This window comes from Arthrobacter sp. ov407 (assembly GCF_900102895.1).
Lineage (GTDB): Bacteria > Actinomycetota > Actinomycetes > Actinomycetales > Micrococcaceae > Arthrobacter.
The window spans coordinates 40,527-58,170 of record NZ_FNGD01000014.1; the positions used below are offsets into that span (position 1 = coordinate 40,527).

The 17,644-nt window shown below is 67.2% G+C and carries 16 protein-coding genes; 6 read left to right on the forward strand and 10 right to left on the reverse strand.

Annotation, left to right across the window (positions count from 1 at the left end):
• Positions 1-10: 10 nt before the first annotated feature.
• The 5 genes from BLS42_RS16700 to BLS42_RS16720 form a co-directional block, all read right to left on the reverse strand.
• Positions 11-1,783 (reverse strand): HNH endonuclease signature motif containing protein, encoded by a 1,773-nt coding sequence (locus BLS42_RS16700; RefSeq protein ID WP_090583179.1) that lies wholly within the window; start codon positions 1,781-1,783, stop codon positions 11-13.
• A 108-nt stretch (positions 1,784-1,891) separates the two neighbouring features.
• Positions 1,892-2,566: a YqjF family protein gene (locus BLS42_RS16705; RefSeq protein WP_256336520.1), complete on the reverse strand. Its 675-nt coding sequence runs from the start codon at positions 2,564-2,566 to the stop codon at positions 1,892-1,894.
• Between the two features lie 171 nt (positions 2,567-2,737).
• The gene (locus BLS42_RS16710) at positions 2,738-3,526 is read right to left on the reverse strand and encodes an isocitrate lyase/PEP mutase family protein (protein WP_090583183.1); all 789 of its coding nucleotides are present in this window, start codon (positions 3,524-3,526) and stop codon (positions 2,738-2,740) included.
• A 39-nt stretch (positions 3,527-3,565) separates the two neighbouring features.
• A complete protein-coding gene (locus BLS42_RS16715; RefSeq protein WP_090583185.1) occupies positions 3,566-3,955 on the reverse strand; it encodes a DUF1622 domain-containing protein in 390 nt (129 codons plus the stop codon).
• A 35-nt stretch (positions 3,956-3,990) separates the two neighbouring features.
• Positions 3,991-4,863 (reverse strand): SDR family oxidoreductase, encoded by an 873-nt coding sequence (locus BLS42_RS16720; protein WP_090583187.1) that lies wholly within the window; start codon positions 4,861-4,863, stop codon positions 3,991-3,993.
• A 188-nt stretch (positions 4,864-5,051) separates the two neighbouring features.
• On the opposite strand from BLS42_RS16720, the gene BLS42_RS16725 reads away from it, so the two are divergent.
• Positions 5,052-5,669, forward strand: a complete 618-nt coding sequence (locus tag BLS42_RS16725; protein ID WP_090583189.1) for a TasA family protein — start codon at positions 5,052-5,054, stop codon at positions 5,667-5,669.
• Positions 5,670-5,928: 259 nt separating this feature from the next.
• Positions 5,929-6,456, forward strand: coding sequence for a signal peptidase I (locus BLS42_RS16730; protein WP_256336521.1), 528 nt, complete (start codon positions 5,929-5,931; stop codon positions 6,454-6,456).
• Here the strand turns inward: BLS42_RS16730 and BLS42_RS16735 are convergent.
• A complete protein-coding gene (locus BLS42_RS16735; protein WP_256336522.1) occupies positions 6,453-7,481 on the reverse strand; it encodes a response regulator transcription factor in 1,029 nt (342 codons plus the stop codon). The genes BLS42_RS16730 and BLS42_RS16735 overlap by 4 nt on opposite strands.
• 233 nt (positions 7,482-7,714) lie before the next feature.
• Between BLS42_RS16735 and BLS42_RS16740 the strand changes: the two genes are divergently transcribed.
• Positions 7,715-8,185 (forward strand): hypothetical protein, encoded by a 471-nt coding sequence (locus tag BLS42_RS16740; RefSeq protein WP_090583191.1) that lies wholly within the window; start codon positions 7,715-7,717, stop codon positions 8,183-8,185.
• Between the two features lie 16 nt (positions 8,186-8,201).
• On the opposite strand, the gene BLS42_RS16745 is transcribed toward BLS42_RS16740, so the two are convergent.
• Positions 8,202-9,098 carry an MSMEG_6728 family protein gene (locus BLS42_RS16745; protein ID WP_090583194.1) on the reverse strand — a complete coding sequence of 299 codons (897 nt, stop codon included), beginning with the start codon at positions 9,096-9,098 and terminating at the stop codon, positions 8,202-8,204.
• Between the two features lie 145 nt (positions 9,099-9,243).
• Between BLS42_RS16745 and BLS42_RS16750 the strand changes: the two genes are divergently transcribed.
• Entirely contained in the window at positions 9,244-9,816 is a 573-nt protein-coding gene (locus tag BLS42_RS16750; RefSeq protein WP_090583196.1) for a hypothetical protein, read from the forward strand.
• Between the two features lie 108 nt (positions 9,817-9,924).
• Here BLS42_RS16750 and BLS42_RS16755 read toward each other — a convergent pair whose 3' ends face one another.
• Complete coding sequence (locus BLS42_RS16755; protein WP_090583198.1) at positions 9,925-10,578, reverse strand: LysM peptidoglycan-binding domain-containing protein; 654 nt, start codon at positions 10,576-10,578, stop codon at positions 9,925-9,927.
• Positions 10,579-10,854: 276 nt separating this feature from the next.
• Complete coding sequence (locus tag BLS42_RS16760; RefSeq protein ID WP_256336523.1) at positions 10,855-13,440, reverse strand: excinuclease ABC subunit UvrA; 2,586 nt, start codon at positions 13,438-13,440, stop codon at positions 10,855-10,857.
• Between the two features lie 48 nt (positions 13,441-13,488).
• Here BLS42_RS16760 and BLS42_RS16765 point away from each other — a divergent pair, with 48 nt between their 5' ends.
• Entirely contained in the window at positions 13,489-14,550 is a 1,062-nt protein-coding gene (locus BLS42_RS16765; protein ID WP_090583200.1) for an adenosine deaminase, read from the forward strand.
• A 108-nt stretch (positions 14,551-14,658) separates the two neighbouring features.
• Here the strand turns inward: BLS42_RS16765 and BLS42_RS16770 are convergent, their stop codons facing one another.
• The gene (locus BLS42_RS16770; protein WP_090583202.1) at positions 14,659-15,633 is read right to left on the reverse strand and encodes an aldo/keto reductase; all 975 of its coding nucleotides are present in this window, start codon (positions 15,631-15,633) and stop codon (positions 14,659-14,661) included.
• A gap of 237 nt (positions 15,634-15,870) precedes the next feature.
• Here BLS42_RS16770 and BLS42_RS16775 point away from each other — a divergent pair, with 237 nt between their 5' ends.
• Positions 15,871-17,604, forward strand: a complete 1,734-nt coding sequence (locus tag BLS42_RS16775) for a SulP family inorganic anion transporter (RefSeq protein ID WP_090583204.1) — start codon at positions 15,871-15,873, stop codon at positions 17,602-17,604.
• Positions 17,605-17,644: the final 40 nt, after the last annotated feature.

The following is a 17,644-nucleotide window of genomic DNA, read 5'->3' on the forward strand; positions in this document are numbered from 1 at the left end:
TTTTGACGGATCATGCGGCGCCCTGCCGCGCGGCGGCCACGGGATCAACGGGCCGGAAGTAGCTGTTTCGGCGGGGCGTCTGGGCGGGGTCGACGTGCGGTGGCGGGATGAACCACGGGATCCCGGTCCGGAGTTGGACGGTCCACTGTTCCTTGTGGATCAGATGGTGGTGATGGCTGCACAACAGCGTCCCGTTGTCCGTGCCAGTGCTGCCGCCCTGGGACCAGTAGGTGATGTGGTGGGCCTCGCACCACGGCGCGGGAATCGTGCATTGCGGGAAGGCGCAGCCCCGGTCCCGGGCGGTGAGTGCTTTGCGGACATGGGGCGGAAAGACACGGGAGGCCCGTCCGATATCCAAAACCTGCCCATCCCCACCCAGCACCACGGGGATGATGTCGGCGTCGCAGGCGATCTTGCGGATGGTGTCGGCGGTGACGGGCCCGGTGAACAGCAGCGTCCCGGTGCCCGTCCCGGGCTTTCCGGTGGTTGCTGTGGCGCCGGCGGTCTCGCCGAGTCGGGTGAGCAGGTCGCGGTAGTCGATGGTGGCCATGACCTGCGGCCTGAGTCCGCCGGCGGCGGGCAGCCCGCCGGTTGCCAGCGCCGCCTTGCACGCGCCGACCAGACCGTCGAGGAGCTTCTGCGGCCGGGAGCGGAGGTCGAGACTTGCCGTTGCGACGGTTTCGGCGCCCACGCCGGCGGCCGAATCCGCGGCCGTGCCCCCTCCCGTGCCGGCATCAGGATCCGTGAACTCTGCGTCGCCCGGTCCGGCCTGTGCCGTGGAGCTGGTGCGGGGGTTGGTGGCGGTGTTCATCACGGTGGTCAGGTGTTCGAACTGGTCCGTGGTGGCGAAGATTTCCAGGTGCTGCAGGCCGTGCCGGGGTTTGCGGAGGAAGGCGCCCTGGAGCTGGCGGAGCAGTTCCTCGGAGGGTTCGGCGCCGTCCTGGTACAGCGCCTCGGCCCAGCTGCGGCTGACCCGGGCCAGGAAGTCGGCGTCGGTCTCGGCGGCGGCGCGGGTCAGGGCGTGCTCCATCGCCGCCGCGGCCTCCGGGAGGCAGCTGTGCCGGACCCGGTCCAGGGCGAGCGTGATGACGGTCGCGGCCCGGGACGCGACCTCGCCGGCCGCGACGGCGGCTCCGAGTTCCGGGTGTGCGGGCGGCATGGGCCGGCCGTCGAGTCCCTGCCGGGGCAGCACGGTGTCGGCCAGGCAGAGCCGGCGTTTGGCCTCCGCGGCGCCGATCCGCAGCCGGGCCCGCAGGAACTCCACCGTGTTCCGGTAACCGTCATCCAGCACCGATTCCGGCACGGCGGGCTCCACCGTTCCGGGGGTCCCGGCGGGCGCCGCCGCAACAGACCTCCCTGAGGGAGCCGCCGCAACGGACGTGCCGGAGGGGGCCGGGGACAGGGAGGCGCCGGCAGGTTCCGCGGTTCCGGGTGTGCCGGTTTGCCACCCGGCGGGGCTCTCACGCCAGCCGGTGGTCCACGTGGTGACCGCCCCCGCCGCAACCCCGGAGGCCGCGGCGGCGGACTGCTTCCTGGTCCGGTCCACGGCGGCGGCCGCGACGAGCTGGAGATACTCCATCGTGCGGGAGATTTCCTCCACGCTGCCGGCGAAGTCCGACGCGGTCCGGAAGCCCCACGACCCCGAATCCTCCACCGCCGTCGAACTCACTGCCCGCAGCGCGGCCAGGGCGGCGTCCATACCGGGTTGCCGAACCGGGGCTGCGCCCCGGTCCGTGCCCCGCTGCTCGTCCTCGCAAGCGGTGAAATCCCTGACGGCTTCCATGGCTCGAGTCTATTAAAGGGGTCCGACAATTTTAGGAGGGCACCGTGCGTGATCACTCTGACACCGCGGCGCCACTTGCCCACGGATCGACGGGCGATCAGGCAGGTTTCACGTCGTGCTGTGCAAGACCCGTGGCCGGCCAAACTGCGTGTGAACTCCGGGCGAGAAGAGTACGGATTCGGGTTGCCCGGCCACTTCGATTCCCGCAGCGCGCACCAGTTGGTCCTCAAGACCGATCAGCCGCGCGCGGTACAGCGGCCATGCACTGTGCGTGTTGGGCACATAGATGGTCCTGCCCCTGAACCGTGAATGCAGACCGAACCGGGCCGTGAGGTGGATCGACAGCGCGTCGGTGGCTGCGACGTCGGGCTCTGGGACGACCGAGAAATCGCTCCGGGTGCCGCCTCGAAAGCGCCGCACGGAATACCCAGCCGACGCCGATCCTGCATACCCCTCGGCACCCACGTAGCTCGCCCGCGACCACACATAGGGAATCCCGGCCGCCCGCGCGGCCAGCACCGCCGCCAAGCGTGAAGCATCCAGGCTGCGGAAGACTACACCCCGCGTGCCGTCGGGCTCCCGGGAGTAGAGGCGCACGTTGATCTCGTTGAAGCTTCCGAAATAGGGAATGCCTGGACCGCGGCCAAGTCCGGCACCCCGCATGCGGAATCCGATCAGCCCCACCCAGGCGGATCCGTCGAAGACGTCCGGCGCGACGCCCGGTGGCATGAACGACGCCGCCACGGATTCAGGGATGCGCCAGTGCAGGAAGACGGCGTCCATCCACCGCTGGCCCATGACGATCGGCGCCGGAAGCTCGGGTGCATCAGGCCAAGGATCTGTGCCCAATTGGATCAGCTCTCTTCGGTCGGCATGGTGGGAAGGTCAGCTCTCTTCGGCATGGTGAGAAGGTCGGCACAGTGAGGACGGCACAGGGAAATGGTTCAGGACTCGTCAGTTCAGTGCCCGGGTATCTTCCGGAAGCGCCCCGCCGGCCAGCAGCTCCGCGGTCGCATCGGCCAACGCCGTCAGCGCCACGCGCTGGGTCCACGGGCCATAGGAAATGCGGGCCACGCCAAGTTCCTGCAATTTGGCCGGAGCCAGGGAACCAGGCACATTGATGACGGACACCTTGTTCCACCCGATTCCCTCCACCAGCGCGCTGACGGTCGCCTCGTTCAACAGGCCCGGGACAAACACCGTGGTCGCGCCTACGTCGAGGAAGGCACTGCCGCGCTCAATAGCATCGGCGAGCACCGCAGAAGGGTGCCGGTCCTTGCCCTTCAAAAAGGCGTCGGTGCGGGCATTGAGAACGAAGTCGATGCCCTCAGCCTTGGCAGCGCTGACGGCAGCGCTCATCTGCGCAACGGCATCGGCGAGCGGGCGCATCTGATCTTCGATGTTGGCTCCGACAGCGCCAGCCCCGATCGCCTTGCGCACCGTTTCCCCGGGGTTCCCGTAGCCCGCTTCGAGGTCAGCGCTGACGGGCAGCGACGTAGCGGCGACAATCAGCCCGACGGCGGCGATCATTTCGTCCACCGGGATGTTCTCGCCGTCTTCGTAGCCGCGGGACGCTGCGATGGAGTGGCTGGCCGTGGCCAACGCCTTGGTGCCCGGAACGTCGCCGACCACTTTCGCGGTGATCGCGTCCCAGACATTGATGACCTGGAGGATCTCCGGGGCTTGGTGGAGTCGGAGCAGCTCGGTGGCTTTGGAGGCACGGGAACGCGCGTAGTCAGTCATGCCGCGAGCCTAGCCGGGCACCGTGCACCGTGGAAGGGTTCAGCCAGCCGCGGAAGAGTCAGGGGCACCCTCGCGCTGACTCTGCCAGGGCCAGCGTCCGGTGATTTCCAGCTCGAGCGAGAAGCTCAGGAAGGTCCGGATGAGCACAATAATGGCCAGCACGCCGACGCCCTCGAAGGTCGGTGTGACGGCGACCGAACGGATGATGTCGGCCGCGACGAGCAGCTCAAGCCCGAGGAGGATGGAGCGGCCCAGCAGTTGGCGGTAGGAGCGGTAGACGGAGAGCGGCGCGGCGCCCGCCGGCCGGCGTTCCGGCTGGAATCCGCGCAGCGCCATGGGGATGGACACGAGGGCGCCGACTACCATGACGGCCACGCCGGCGAAGTCCATGAAGCGGCCGGCCGTCTCGATAATGTGCTGAAGATCCATGGTTCCCCTCAGAGAAGTGCAGTGAGAATCAAACTTTACGGGTGCCGGACGCCCACGCCGGCCAGAATTGCCCGGTAGCCTTCCCGGAAACTTGGGTACTGCAACTCGAATCCGGTGCTGCGGAGCAGTCCGTTGCTAGCTCGCTTATTTCCGCCCCGCGACGGTTCAGCGCCGGAGTCAATGGACTCCGACGCCGGCCGGGGGAGTCCCAGCTCGGCCGCCAGGAAGCCCAGCACCTCGCCCAGTTCGGCCGGTTCGTTGTCCACGCCCAGATAGACAGTCGCGGGAACCACGTCCATGGTGCACAGATGGACGATTGCCGCGGCGGCGTCGTCGCGGTGGATACGGTTGGTGAAGCGCGACGCGGCCGGAATAACCGCGGTTCCGCCGCGCACCTGGTCGATCAGTCGGGTCCGGCCGGGGCCGTAGATCCCGCCGAGCCGCAGCACCACCGGGGTGATGCCGGTGCCGCGCAGGCGGCTGTCGAGGAGTTCCTCTGCCTCGCGAATGATGCGGCCCGAGAACCCGCCGGGTTCCGGCGTCGTGCGCTCATCAATCCAGCCGCCGCCGGCGTCGCCGTAAACGGCGGTCGAGGAAACAAACAGGATCCGGCGGACGCTTGCCCCGGACGCCAGGACCGCGTCCAGCACGTTCGACAGCCCGTCCACGTAGGCGGTCCGGTAGGCCTCCTCCGTCGGGGAATCCGCGGCAATCGCGACGACGACGGCGGTGGTGTCCGCCGGGACGGGCGGCAGCTCGCCGGAGCTCAGGTCAGCGGCGACCCCCTCGATGGCAGCCGGAAGTTTCTCCGGCGACCGGCGCCACCCCACCACACGGTGGCCAACAGTCGCGAAACGCAGCCCGGCCTCGGTGCCCAGATCGCCGCAACCGGCCAGCAGAACAGTCATGAGGCCAGTCTGCCAGCCTTCGGGAAGCCGCACGGACAGGCTTGAGCAAATCTTGAAGTGATCTTGTCGTGCACTGAAGCATTGCCTTGAAGGAGGCCGGGCATCGTTGTAAGGGTCAGCCTGGGGGCTGGCGGACACAACCTACGTAGCCCGGCCAGCCCCGGCCGGCTCCACGAAACGGAAATCCAATGGGTCTCAACCTCAAGTCCACGTCCAGCAAGGTCCTCGCCTCCGCCGCGCTCCTCGCCGCAGCTGCCGGCGTGGCCGGGATGGGTACCTACGGTGGCTTCACCGCCAGCACGTCGGCCTCCGCCGCCGTCAGCTCGGGCACGGTGCACTTCGAGATCGGCACTTCCGGTGCGGCCAACCGGCTCAGCGTTGCCGCTTCGGGCGCGGTTCCAGGTGACAGCGTCCAGCGCGCGGTCACCTTGACGAACAGCGGTGACCAGAACCTGGCCGCAGTCACTCTCACGACCACCGCCGCGCCGTCCTCCAAGCTGGACTCCGACGCCACCAACGGCCTGCAGATGCAGGTGGACTCCTGCTCGATCCCCTGGGCAGAAGCCGGCACGTCCCCGTCGTTCACCTACACCTGCTCCGGAACTACCACCACGGTCCTGGCGTCCCGTGCAGTGGTGGGCAACAAAGTCCCGCTGTCCGGCCTGGCCTCCGTGACCGCCTCGAAGAGCGATAACCTCCGGGTCAGCCTGACTGTTCCGGCCACTGCGGACAACACGTTCCAGGGCCTGACCAGCACGATCAACTTTGTCTTCGACGCCGCCCAGCGGACCGGCGGCGCCAAGTAGCCAGTCTCGGGTGCTCAGTCCGGCCAGGTCTCGGCCGGACTGAGCACCCGGCTTTACCTTTACGATCCACACCGGCAGGAGGGACGATCCCGTGACTGCAGCAATCACCGCAGACTCCAGGGATCCGGGCGATCACCCGTCAGCAGACGGCGTCGTGCAGGATAGTGCCGTCCAAGTCCGTGTCGTATCAATCCGCGCACGACGCCGAACCGAACCGCCGCCGCGCACTCGCGGCCGCATGTTGTCCAGGGCTGCCAGCGTGGCCGGACGAGCGGCCTTCACGATCCTCCTCATCGTCGCCGCCCTAGTGTTCCTCTTTCTCGCCGTCGGACCACGCTTCCTGAACTACCAGACGTCCACCATGCTCACCGGGAGCATGTCGCCCGGGATCAACCCGGGCGACGTCGTGGTCAGCGTGAGAACGCCGGTCTCCGAGCTGAAGGTTGGGGACGTCATTACGTACAGCATCCCCATTGACGATCACCGAATTGAAACCCACCGCGTGGCCAGCATCAAACGCGACGACGCCGGCGCGACCACCGTGACCACCAAGGGTGACGCCAACCCCGGGGCTGACCCGTGGATTGCCGTGCTGTCCGAGGACTACGTCTACACGCAAGCGGGCGTCGTTCCGTATCTTGGCGACGTCATCAGGACCTTGCGCCAGCCCCTCGTCCAGCCCGTCCTCCTCTACGGCGCGTCTGCCCTGCTGGTCGTCGTCGTGCTGACGGCGATCTGGCGGAAGCCCGCCGAGCCGGCCCCCGGTCCGGCAGGCGGAACGAGCTAACCCAGGGCGGCGTGATCCTGGATGCCGGCCACATTGACCGGCTTGCTCAAGCTTTCAACCGGCGCCATCCGGTACCCAACGCCGCGTACCGTGCGGATGAACCGCGGTTCACGGCCTTTGTCGCCGAGTTTCTTGCGCAGATTGCCGATGTGTACCTCCACGAGGTGCTCGTCCATGGGCCATTCGGTGCCCCACACCTGCGTCAGGAGGGCCCGTCGCGTCCACACCCGGCGCGGCGCTCCGGCCAAGGCCTCCAAAAGATCAAATTCCGTACGCGTCAACGCCAGCTCGACGCCGTCCAGGGACGCCGCCCGGGCTTCGACCTCGACAACCAGCGGGCCGTGGCGGACGACGCCGGCGGTGTCGGGGTGGCGGGTGTCGGGGCGCCGGGTGTCGGCACCTGTCGCTGCGGCGGCCTCAGGCGACGGGGTGTCCGCGGTTCCAGGAATGCTGGCAGTTTCGGGGGCGAAGGGCGCGACGTCGCCCGCCCGGCGCCGCGGGGTTGCGTGCGTCGGGGAGAGGGAGTCGGAGCTTATCGGTGCGACGTCGCTGGCCCGGCGTCGAGGAGTTCCCGGCGTCTCGGCAGATGATCCGTGCGTCCCTGGTTCGGTTGCGTCCGGCGCGGCCGGCATGAAATCCGTGGCCCGGCGCCGCGGGGTGGAGCGCTGCGGGGTCGGCCGGTGGCGTCGCATCACTGCGGTCACTCGGGCCTGGACGGAGCGCGGGCTGAACGGTTTACGGATGAAATCATCCGCGCCGATCTCCAGTCCCATCAATTCGTCGATCTCATCCACCCGGGCCGTGATCATGATGACGTAGGCGTCGGAGAATTTGCGCAGCCGGCGGCACACTTCCACGCCGTCCAGATCGGGAAGGTTGAGTTCCAGAGTGACAAGGTCCGGCCGGTGTTCCTGGATGTTCACGAGGGCTTCGACCTCGGAGGCAGCCTCAAAGACCACGAACCCCTGCATCTCCAGCGTCCGGCGGAGGAGCAGGCGGACATCACCGTCGTGATCTACAACCACAGCACGGAGCTGACTCGGTGAATCCAACCTATTAACCCCAGCTTCTCAAAGGAATCTGCGTCCCAGCGGCATCCTGTGCCACAGAATGTGACGTAAACCCCATGCGTCACAATGGTGATCAGGCTAACACGGTTTTCTTGAGCAAATATTGAAGTTTTACCCCGCCCTGGTTTGAAACTGGACTGCCAGAGTGGGAGGTGCCCGATCCACCGCTCAGACAGAAAGTGCTGTCAGTGAACCTCGCCAAGCCCTCTGCGGCCGCCCCGCGGGTCTCGTCCGCACGGCTGGCCCATCGCCGCGGGTTGCTGGCTGTGCCCGTAGCGGTGGCATTGTTGCTGGGGGCGCCCGGGCTGGCATACGCGACCTTCACGGCGCGGACCGCAACTGCCCTGAGCGTTGGCACCTATAAGGTCCCTGCGCCGGCATCCATCAACGGCACACTGGTATGCACCACCGTCCAGGGGAAAAAGGGGGCGGCCATCAGCTTCACGGGTTTTGCCCCTGTGGTCCGGGCCACGGGGTACACGGCGACGTTGACCTCTCCCACCGGGCCCCAAGAAGTGACCGCGATTGCAGCCGAGGACACCACGCATGAGGTCAAGATTCTCAGCAAGGGCAACGGCAAGGGAACCTACACGTTCACTTTCTCCGCCCGCGTAGGCTCATGGATCGGGCCGGATCTGCAACAGACTGTCACCTGCTGAACCGCGTGCCGTCCGGCTACCTCGCCGGAATCGGGAAGAACGCCCGCGGGTCCTGCATCAGGGCGGGGTAATCGAAGGCGGAGCGGTCCACGATCTCGTCGACCTGGAAGTTGCGGGCGAAGTGGCCGTCAACGGTGATCGGACGGCCCAGGACCTTGCCGACGGCGAAGGACTTGCCGCCGTTGACCGGGATGGCGACCACGGAGTTGCCGGGAAGCGTGGTGAACGCCTCTTCCTGCTGCTGGCGCTTGCGGGTGGGCTTCTTGACGAGCTGCTTCGGGGGCAGCTTGCGCACCTTGCCCGGACGGCGGGAGCCTGATTCGGCGTAGACGAACTGGTAATCGTCGTCCGCGGGGGCCTTGCCGCGGCCAACCGGCGGCAGGCTGACAGTCTTCAGCTGCTCGGGCTCGGTGTCGCCGAGCGGCAGGCGCAGTACCCACATGCGCTCCCCGGCAGGATCCTCGGGCACAAGCTCGTGCTTCGGTTCGGGCCAGACGTACTCCAGGTCCGGGTCCGTGCCCGGGAAGACCTGCGTGTAGAAACGCGGGTCCTTGGCGATCAGCCGGGACCGGTGGCTGAGGTGGAAATCCGGATTTCCCAGCCACGGCGGCATCGGGATCTTGGCGGCGTAGTCGGGGTGGGCGGCCTGCGGGGCGAACTCCATGATCTTCTCGCGCGTAGTGTCCTCACCGCCGCGGGCAGTCCATTCATCCACCATGGCCAAGCCGTACATTGTCAGCGCGGGAACGTACCCCATCCACATCCTGATCGCCGGGTGCGACTGCCAGCCGTACTCCGGGATCACCAGCGCACGCAGGATCTGCAGCGCCTCAACGCGCTGCTTGCCGAGCCGCTCGCGGTCCAAAACCGCGGCGCTCTGCTGGAAATCGGGGAAGGGGAGGAAAGTCTGCATCTCTCCAGTTTGAGGCCACACGACGAAACCACCAATTGCACAGGACCGCGCGTGCGCATCTTCACATTGTGGAATGAAGCAGACGGCTCCTTGCGGTGGGGCGTAATATAGCAGGACCCCAACAATGCCGTCCGGAGGACACGCCATGAACCCAGACCCTGTTTTGCCGTTTGTGCCCAAATACGGACAACTGCTCGGCCCGGAAGCGAACGGCATTTTGGTGCTCGAGGAGGTCATTCTTGACCCAGTGGCAGCCCTCAAGGAACAGCACGGGTTCCGCTCAGCCATGGCATCGTTCGCGCTGACCATGCGGCGGATACTGGCGCTGCGCCTCTGCATCGCCATTGTGGCGATCGCCAACCTGCCGCTCTTTCTGCTCAACACGGGCTGGTGGATTTACGCGGTCTCACTGATCCTGGTGGTTGCAGTCCACACCGCGGTGTCCTTGCTGAACCGTCACGAGCCGAAGATCCGGCAGCGCCGCATGCTGGAACTGCATCTGCGCCGTGAGCGGAGCGACAATTACCGCAAGGTCCGCGACGCCGTGAAGTACGTCATTGACGCCCCTGCCCGGGTCAATGAAAACCTCTACCTTGAGCTTCTCGCTGCGAAGCGGGTGGCGCTGCACTTGGCCATGGGCACCGTGGCCCTGCTGGACACGAGCGACGACGCCGCGTGGAAACTCCAGATTGTTCGCGAGATACCGCTGGCCGCCTGAGCCGCACGTCTGAGCCCGCACGCCTCACCGATTACCGCACGACGCCGGAGCGACCCCTCGGGGGAACGCTCCGGCGTCGTGATTTGGTCGTGATTTAACGGGGTAGCCCTATCTGGGAAGCTGCAACACCTGGCCCGGGAACACCAGGTTCGGGTTGCTGATGGTCGCCGTGTTGGCGTCGGCCAGCGAGTGCCAGCCTCCGGCAATGTTGAGCTTCTCGGCGATCTTGCTCAGGGTTTCGCCGCTCCGGATGGTGTAGGTCTGGCCACTCACTGATACCTGTGCAACGTGGCGGGGTGCCTGGACGACTGCCGTGGGGGCGGCTTGCCGGGCAGACACCCTGGCCGGGGTGTAAACCGCGGCTGGCTGTCGTGATGTGGTTGCGCTCTGCGGAGCCACGGCGCCGCCGCGTAGGCCCAGCTTCGCGGCGCAGGCTGGCCACGCGCTCCAACCCTGACTGGCCTGCACTCTCTCGGCGACGGCGATCTGCTGCTCACGGCTGGCGGTCGCCGCGGACCCCGTGCCGCCGTGGGCCGCCCACGTGCTGGCGCTGAATTGCAGCCCGCCCGAATAGCCGTTTCCGGTGTTGATGCCCCAGTTGCCGCCACTTTCGCATTGGGCCAGCGAGTCCCAGGTGGAGGCGGGGGCTGTGGTCGGGACAGCCGCATTAGCGGCCGAGGCGGACAATGCGACGCCTGCGATAGAGACGGCCGCAAGAGTGACGCCGCGGCGCGCGACAGTGCTGTAGGTTGATTTCTTCATGATTTCAGATGCTCCTGAGGGCCACCGGTGCTCGGTCCGTCCCCGGACGTTGTCGCACTACTGCCCGCCCCTGACATTAGAGGTCGTTGCGGTGTCTACCGGTCGGGCAGTATCTGGTGGTGGCAGCACCGGGCATGCAAAGCCCGGCTGTCGGGCATGCAAACTAGGCTAAGCCAGGCCCGGCCCGTTATCAAGACGTTACTTTGGATGCTTTTGCCGTTATCATCTCGCCGCAGTTCGCCTCGTCCCCGACGCTCGCGAACATGTTCGCTTGAATCAGCTTCCGAGCATCGCCGCCAGGTACGGAGCTGTCCGGCTGTTCTTGGAACGCGCGACGGCGTCGGGCGTTCCGACGGCGACGATCTTGCCGCCGGCGTCGCCCCCGGCCGGGCCGAGGTCGATCACCCAGTCCGCGGCAGCCACCACATCCATCTCATGTTCCACCACAACGACGGTGTTGCCCGCGTCCACGAGCCGGTGCAGTTGGGCCATGAGGAGCTGGACGTCGGCCGGATGCAGCCCGGTGGTGGGCTCGTCCAGCAGGTAGAGGGAATGGCCTCGCTGGGCACGCTGCAGTTCGGTGGCGAGCTTGATGCGCTGGGCCTCGCCGCCGGAGAGCTCGGTGGCCGGCTGGCCGAGGCGGAGATAGCCCAGGCCCACCTCGCGCAGCGTTTGCAGGCTGCGCGCTGCTGCCGGCACCCCTTCAAGGAACTCTGCGGCGGCATTGACCGTCAGGCCGAGCACCTCTGCCACGTTCTTTCCGCGGTATGTCACCTCCAGGGTTTCCGGGTTGTAGCGCGAGCCATGGCACTCGGGGCAGGGGCCGTAGCTGCCGGGCAGGAACAGCAGTTCGACGGCGACGAAGCCCTCGCCCTGGCAGGTCTCGCAGCGGCCGCCGGCAACGTTGAAGGAGAAGCGGCCGGCGCCGAAGCCCCGGGCCTTGGCCTGGTCCGTGGCCGCGAATTCCTTGCGGACCGCGTCGAAGAGGCCGGTGTACGTGGCGAGGTTGGAGCGCGGCGTGCGGCCGATCGGCTTCTGGTCCACCTTGACGAGCCGGTCCAGCTGGTCCAACCCGGACACGGGTCCAACACTGAGCGGGCCGGTGGACTCACCGGCCTGGGACTCCAGGTCCTCGGGGGCCTTCGCGGCGGCGTCTGGCTCCGGGTGCAACCGGGCGCCGACCACCTCGGCCAGCACCTGGCTGACCAAGGTCGACTTGCCCGAGCCGGAGACGCCGGTGACCGCGGTCAGCACGCCGAGGGGGAAGTCGGCGTCGAGTTCGCGCAGGTTGTGGCGGCTGATGTCCCGCAGGTTCAGCCAGCCGGCAGCTTCCCGGCGAGCACCGTCGTCGTCCGTCCTGCCGGCAGACTGTCCGGCAGAGCCGGCTGAACCATTCGGGAACAGGAACGGCCGGGTCACGGACGCATCCACCTCGGCAAGGCCGGCCACGGGTCCGCTGTAGAGCACTTCGCCGCCGCCTTCACCGGCGCGGGGACCCACATCCACCAGCCAGTCCGCGCGGCGGACAATGTCCATGTTGTGCTCCACCACGAACACCGAGTTGCCGGAGGACTTGAGCTGGTCCAGGACCGCGAGGAGCGGCTCGGCGTCGGCGGGGTGCAGGCCGGCGGAGGGCTCGTCCAGCACGTAGATCACGCCGAACAGTCCGGAGCGCAGCTGGGTGGCGATCCGGAGCCGTTGCATTTCGCCGGGGGAGAGCGTGGGGGTGGACCGGCCGAGCGCGAGGTAGCCCAGGCCGAGGTCCAGCAGCACGGTGACGCGCTGCAGGAGGTCGCGGGTGATGGCGACGGCCACCTCGTTGCTCTCGCCGGAGGACTGCTTGCGGGAGGCGGTCCCGGCCTCCGTGAGTTCGGTGGTGGGCCGGATGATGCCCGCCAGTTCGGTCATGGGGACGGCGTTGAGTTCGGCGATGGTGCGCCCGGCGAAGGTGACGGCGAGCGCGGCAGGGGTCAGGCCGCTGCCACCACAGACCGGGCACGGGCCGGTTTCCATGAAGCGCAGCACCCGGTCGCGCATGGTGGTGCTCTTGGAATCGGCCAGCGTATGCAGCACGTAGCTCTTGGCGCTCCAGAACCGGCCCTTGTACGGCTTGGCGACGCGGTCGCGCTGGGGCGTCACTTCCACCACGGGCTGTTCCTCCGTGAACAGGATCCAGTCGCGGTCCTTTTTGGGCAGCTTCCGCCAGGGGGTGTCGACGTCGTGGCCAAGGTGGGTCAGGATGTCGCGCAGGTTCTTGCCCTGCCAGGCCCCGGGCCAGGCGGCGATGGCGCCGTCGCGGATGCTCAGCGAGGTGTCCGGGACCAGGGAGGACTCGGTGACGGTGTGCGCGATCCCCAGGCCGTGGCACTCCGGGCAGGCGCCGGCGGCCGTGTTCGGGGAAAACGCGTCCGAGTCCAGCGGGCTGGCGCCGTCCGGGTAGCTGCCGGCGCGGGAGAAGAGCATGCGCAGCGAGTTGGACAGCGTGGTGAGGGTGCCCACCGTGGACCGCGAGCTCGGCGTCCCGCGGCGCTGCTGGAGCGCGACGGCGGGCGGCAGCCCGGTGATCATTTCCACCTTGGGGTTGTGCCCCTGCTGGATGAGCCGGCGGGCGTAGGGGGCCACGGATTCGAAGTAGCGGCGCTGCGCCTCGGCATAGATTGTGCCGAAGGCGAGGGAGGACTTGCCGGAGCCGGAGACGCCGGTGAAGGCGACGATCGCGTCGCGGGGCACGTCCACGTCCACGTTGCGCAAGTTGTTCTCGCGGGCGCCGCGCACCCGGACAAAACCGTCCGTCGGGTGGCTGGCGTCCAGCCCAGGGATTGTCGGGCCGGACAGATCGAAAGCATGCTGATCATTGTGCATTCATTCGACTCTATCCGCTCCGGGGAGCGCCGGGCATATCCTTACCGGATGGAAACGAATGACGACGGGGCTCGGTTTACGGAGAAAGAGCCGGAAGAACCGGAAGAACCGGAGGCCGGCGAACCCCTCGCGCTCCCGGTCGCGGAACTGCACCTGCATATTGAAGGCACGCTGGAACCAGAGCTGATTTTCGCGCTGGCGGAACGCAACGGGATCAAACTGCCCTACGCGGACCTCGAGGAGCTGCGCTCGCGTTACGAGTTCACGGACCTGCAGTCCTTCCTGGACCTTTACTACGCCAACATGGCCGTGCTGCAGACGGAGCAGGACTTCGCTGACATGACCCGGGCCTACCTGACCCGGGCGGCGCTCGCCGGTGTCAGGCATGCCGAGATCATGCTGGACCCGCAGGCCCACCTGTCCCGGGGGATATCGCTGGAGACGTGCGTCAACGGCGTGGCCTCGGTACTGGCCGGATCCCGGGAGGAGTTCGGCATCTCCACCCTCTTGATTGCGGCCTTCCTGCGCGACCTCACCGAGGAATCCGCCCTCGAGGTGCTGGAGAAGCTGCTTGCCATGGACGCCCCGATCGCCGGAATCGGGCTCGATTCCGCCGAAGTGGGCAACCCGCCGGCCAAGTTCGAGCGGCTCTTCGCCCGGGCCAAGGACGCCGGGCTGCACCGGATCGCGCACGCCGGCGAGGAGGGCCCGCCGTCGTACATCATCGACGCGCTGGACATCCTCGAGGTGGAGCGGATTGACCACGGCATCCGGTGCATGGAAGATCCGGAACTTTTGGAACGGCTCGTGGACGAGCTCATGCCGCTGACCGTGTGCCCGCTGTCCAACGTCCGGCTCCGGGCGGTGGACACCCTGGCTGAGCACCCGCTGCCGGCCATGCTCGCGGCGGGCCTGAACGTGTGCGTGAACTCGGACGACCCGGCGTATTTCGGCGGCTACGTGGACGACAACTTCGCCCAGCTGAAATCGGTGATCGGCCTGTCCGAGTTCGACTGCGTCCGGATGGCGGCGAACTCGATCCGTTCGTCCTTCGCGAGCGAGGAACGCAAGGCCGAGCTGCTGGCCGAACTGGCCGCGTCCGGACACTAGGCACCAAGCATTGCGGGGTCTCACCAAGCAACGCGGGGTCACTTACGGCCCATCCGGAGGCCCCGGATGGGCCGTAAGTGACCCCGCGTTGGATGTCGAACGGCCGGCTTAGTCGTCGATCGAGTCCATGTGCGGGTACCGCGCTCCGGCGGCAGCCCCGGCCGGAGCCAGTTCGTCCAGGCGGGTCAGGTCTTCGGCGGAGAGTTCGACGTCGGTGGCGCCCACGTTCTCCCGCAGGCGGTCGCGCTTCTTGGTGCCAGGGATGGGAACGATGTGCTCGCCCTGGGCCAGCAGCCAGGCCAGAGCCAGTTGCCCCGGCGTGCAGCCCTTCGCGTCCGACAAATCCTTGACCCGATCCACGAGTTGCAGGTTTCGGTAAAAGTTCTCGCCCTGGAAGCGTGGGGAGTGCCGGCGGAAATCGTCCGCGGCAAAGTCCTCGGGGCTGCGGAACTGGCCGGTCAGGAAGCCGCGGCCCAGCGGGCTGTAGGGGACAAAACCGATGCCCAGTTCCGCGAGGACCGGGAAGACCTTGGTTTCCGGCTCGCGTTCCCACAGCGAGTATTCGGTCTGCAGAGCGGTGATGGGGTGCACGGCGTGGGCCCGGCGCACGGTGTCGGCGCTGGCCTCGGACAGGCCAAGGTGCCGGACTTTGCCGGCCTGGACCAGCTCAGCCATGGCTCCAACGGTTTCCTCGATCGGGACTGTTTTGTCCACCCGGTGCTGGTAGTACAGGTCGATGTGGTCCACGCCCAGCCGCTGCAGGCTTGCGTCGCAAGCGGCGCGCACGTAGTCGGGGGAGCCGTTGATGCCCACCCAGGAGCCGTCGGCCCGGCGTTCGTTGCCGAATTTGGTGGCCAGGACGACGTCGTCGCGCCGGCCTGCGATGGCCCGGCCCACAAGCTCTTCGTTCGTGAACGGGCCGTACATATCTGCGGTGTCGAGCAGGCTTCCGCCGGCGTCGAGAAAGGCCTGGATGGTGGCGACGGACTCGTTTTCCTCGCCTTGGCCGTAGAACTCGCTCATGCCCATGCAGCCCAAACCTAGGGCCGAGACGGTGAGCGAACCGAGTGTACGGGTTTCCATGGATGATCTCCTCAAAGACAAATAGTGGGGCACCCGATCCCGCACCTGATCCGGCCCAAGTTCGGGCGGCGGGACGGCGCGCAGTGGGCAGACCGCAACTCTAGGCCCATCGGGCCGGGGGCACAACGGGAGCGTATTGCTGTATGCGCCAGGGTCCACGGCACCGCGCCGGCGGCCGGGCCCGGCTCACCCTTGCCGGGGGATGCGCCGGGCGGTGCCGCGCGGCAGAGTGCAGATATGACGAAGACTCGCGAGCGGCGCAAGGGCTGGCTGCGCCAGGCGATGCCTGGGCTGGACGTCGTCGCCGCGTACCGGAAGGACTGGTTCGGCAAGGACATCATCTCCGGGATCGTCCTGACGACGTTGCTTGTTCCCCAAGGCATGGCCTATGCCGAGCTGGCAGGGCTGCCCCCGATTACCGGGCTGTACACCAGCATCCTCTGCTTGCTCGCCTATGCGGTCTTCGGCCCTTCCCGCATCCTTGTCCTGGGGCCGGACTCTGCTCTTGGACCCATGATCGCCGCGACGGTTCTGCCCCTTGTCGCGTCCGATGGCGACCCGAAGAAGGCGGTTGCGCTCGCATCGATGCTTGCCCTCATGGTCGGCGCCATCATGGTCCTCGCATCCGTGGCCAAGCTCGGCTTCATCGCCGATCTCATCTCCAAGCCGACCATGATCGGCTACATGAACGGCCTCGCGATCACCATCCTGGTGGGTCAGTTGCCCAAGCTCTTCGGGTTCAAGGTGGACAGCGAAAACTTCATTGGTGACGTCATCGGCTTCGTCCAGGGAGTGGCCAACGGCGAGACGGTGGTCGCCGCCGCGGCAGTCGGTATTTCCGGGATCGTGCTGATTCTGGCCCTGCAGCGATGGCTGCCCAAGGTCCCTGCGGTGCTCGTCATGGTGGTTCTCGCGATCGCGGCCGCGGTGGTCTTCGACCTGGCAGCCAAGGGCGTCTCACTGGTCGGGGAACTTCCGCAGGGCTTCCCGCCGTTCACCATCCCGCAGGTGGACTTCGCGGACCTCGGACTGATGTTCGCCGGTGCCCTGGGTATTGCGTTGGTGTCGTTGACGGACACGATCTCGACGTCGACGGCGTTCGCCGCACGCTCCGGGCAGGAAATCCGCGGGAACCAAGAGATGATCGGGATCGGCGCCGCGAACCTGGCCGCGGGCCTCTTCCAGGGTTTCCCGGTCAGCACCAGCGGATCACGGACCGCCGTCGCGGAACGATCCGGGTCGAAGACGCAACTCACGGGCGTGACGGGCGCCGTGCTGATCCTGCTCATGCTCGTGCTGTTGCCCGGGCTGTTCCGGAACCTGCCACAGCCGGCCCTGGCGGCCGTGGTGATGACGGCGTCGATCTCCCTCGCCGACATTCCTGGAACAGTTCGTCTCTGGCACCAGAGACGAACTGAGTTCTACTTGTGCATGGCCGCCTTCCTCGGAGTGGCGTTCCTGGGCGTGCTGCCCGGCATCGGCATTGCGGTGGGGCTGTCCATCCTGAACATCTTCCGCCGGGCGTGGTGGCCGTACGAGACCGTGATCGGGCGGGTGCCGGGATACGAGGGGTTCCACGACATCCGCGTCCACCCGGATGCGAAGCACTTGCCCGGCCTGGTGATCTACCGGTGGGACGCCCCGTTGTTCTTCGCCAACGTCAGGCCGTTCCGCGACAACATCCGGCACTTGGCACTAGCCGAACCTAAACCGCGGTGGATCATCATCGCGGCCGAACCGATCACGGACGTGGACACCACCGCCGCGGACGTATTGCTCGATCTGGACGTCGAGCTGAACGCGCAGGGGATCTCCCTGGTGTTCGCCGAGGTCAAGCACAGGACCCGGGAGAAGATCGAAAAGTACGGATTGACCCGCGAAATCGAGCCGGAGCATTTCTATCCCACCACCGAGGCAGCCGTAGCCGCGTACATGGCCCAGACCGGCGCGGAATGGAGCACCGGGGACTGACGCCGGCATCTTTCTACTCGCGGGTAGCGGTGAGTTGGTC

Coding starts and splice junctions, on each gene's coding strand:
- BLS42_RS16700 (WP_090583179.1), bottom strand. CDS start 1,783: ATGGAAGCCGTCAGGGATTTCACCGCTTGCGAGGACGAGCAGCGGGGC.
- BLS42_RS16705 (WP_256336520.1), bottom strand. CDS start 2,566: ATGGACGCCGTCTTCCTGCACTGGCGCATCCCTGAATCCGTGGCGGCG.
- BLS42_RS16710 (WP_090583183.1), bottom strand. CDS start 3,526: ATGACTGACTACGCGCGTTCCCGTGCCTCCAAAGCCACCGAGCTGCTC.
- BLS42_RS16715 (WP_090583185.1), bottom strand. CDS start 3,955: ATGGATCTTCAGCACATTATCGAGACGGCCGGCCGCTTCATGGACTTC.
- BLS42_RS16720 (WP_090583187.1), bottom strand. CDS start 4,863: ATGACTGTTCTGCTGGCCGGTTGCGGCGATCTGGGCACCGAGGCCGGG.
- BLS42_RS16725 (WP_090583189.1), top strand. CDS start 5,052: ATGGGTCTCAACCTCAAGTCCACGTCCAGCAAGGTCCTCGCCTCCGCC.
- BLS42_RS16745 (WP_090583194.1), bottom strand. CDS start 9,098: ATGCAGACTTTCCTCCCCTTCCCCGATTTCCAGCAGAGCGCCGCGGTT.
- BLS42_RS16750 (WP_090583196.1), top strand. CDS start 9,244: ATGAACCCAGACCCTGTTTTGCCGTTTGTGCCCAAATACGGACAACTG.
- BLS42_RS16755 (WP_090583198.1), bottom strand. CDS start 10,578: ATGAAGAAATCAACCTACAGCACTGTCGCGCGCCGCGGCGTCACTCTT.
- BLS42_RS16760 (WP_256336523.1), bottom strand. CDS start 13,440: ATGCACAATGATCAGCATGCTTTCGATCTGTCCGGCCCGACAATCCCT.
- BLS42_RS16765 (WP_090583200.1), top strand. CDS start 13,489: ATGGAAACGAATGACGACGGGGCTCGGTTTACGGAGAAAGAGCCGGAA.
- BLS42_RS16770 (WP_090583202.1), bottom strand. CDS start 15,633: ATGGAAACCCGTACACTCGGTTCGCTCACCGTCTCGGCCCTAGGTTTG.
- BLS42_RS16775 (WP_090583204.1), top strand. CDS start 15,871: ATGACGAAGACTCGCGAGCGGCGCAAGGGCTGGCTGCGCCAGGCGATG.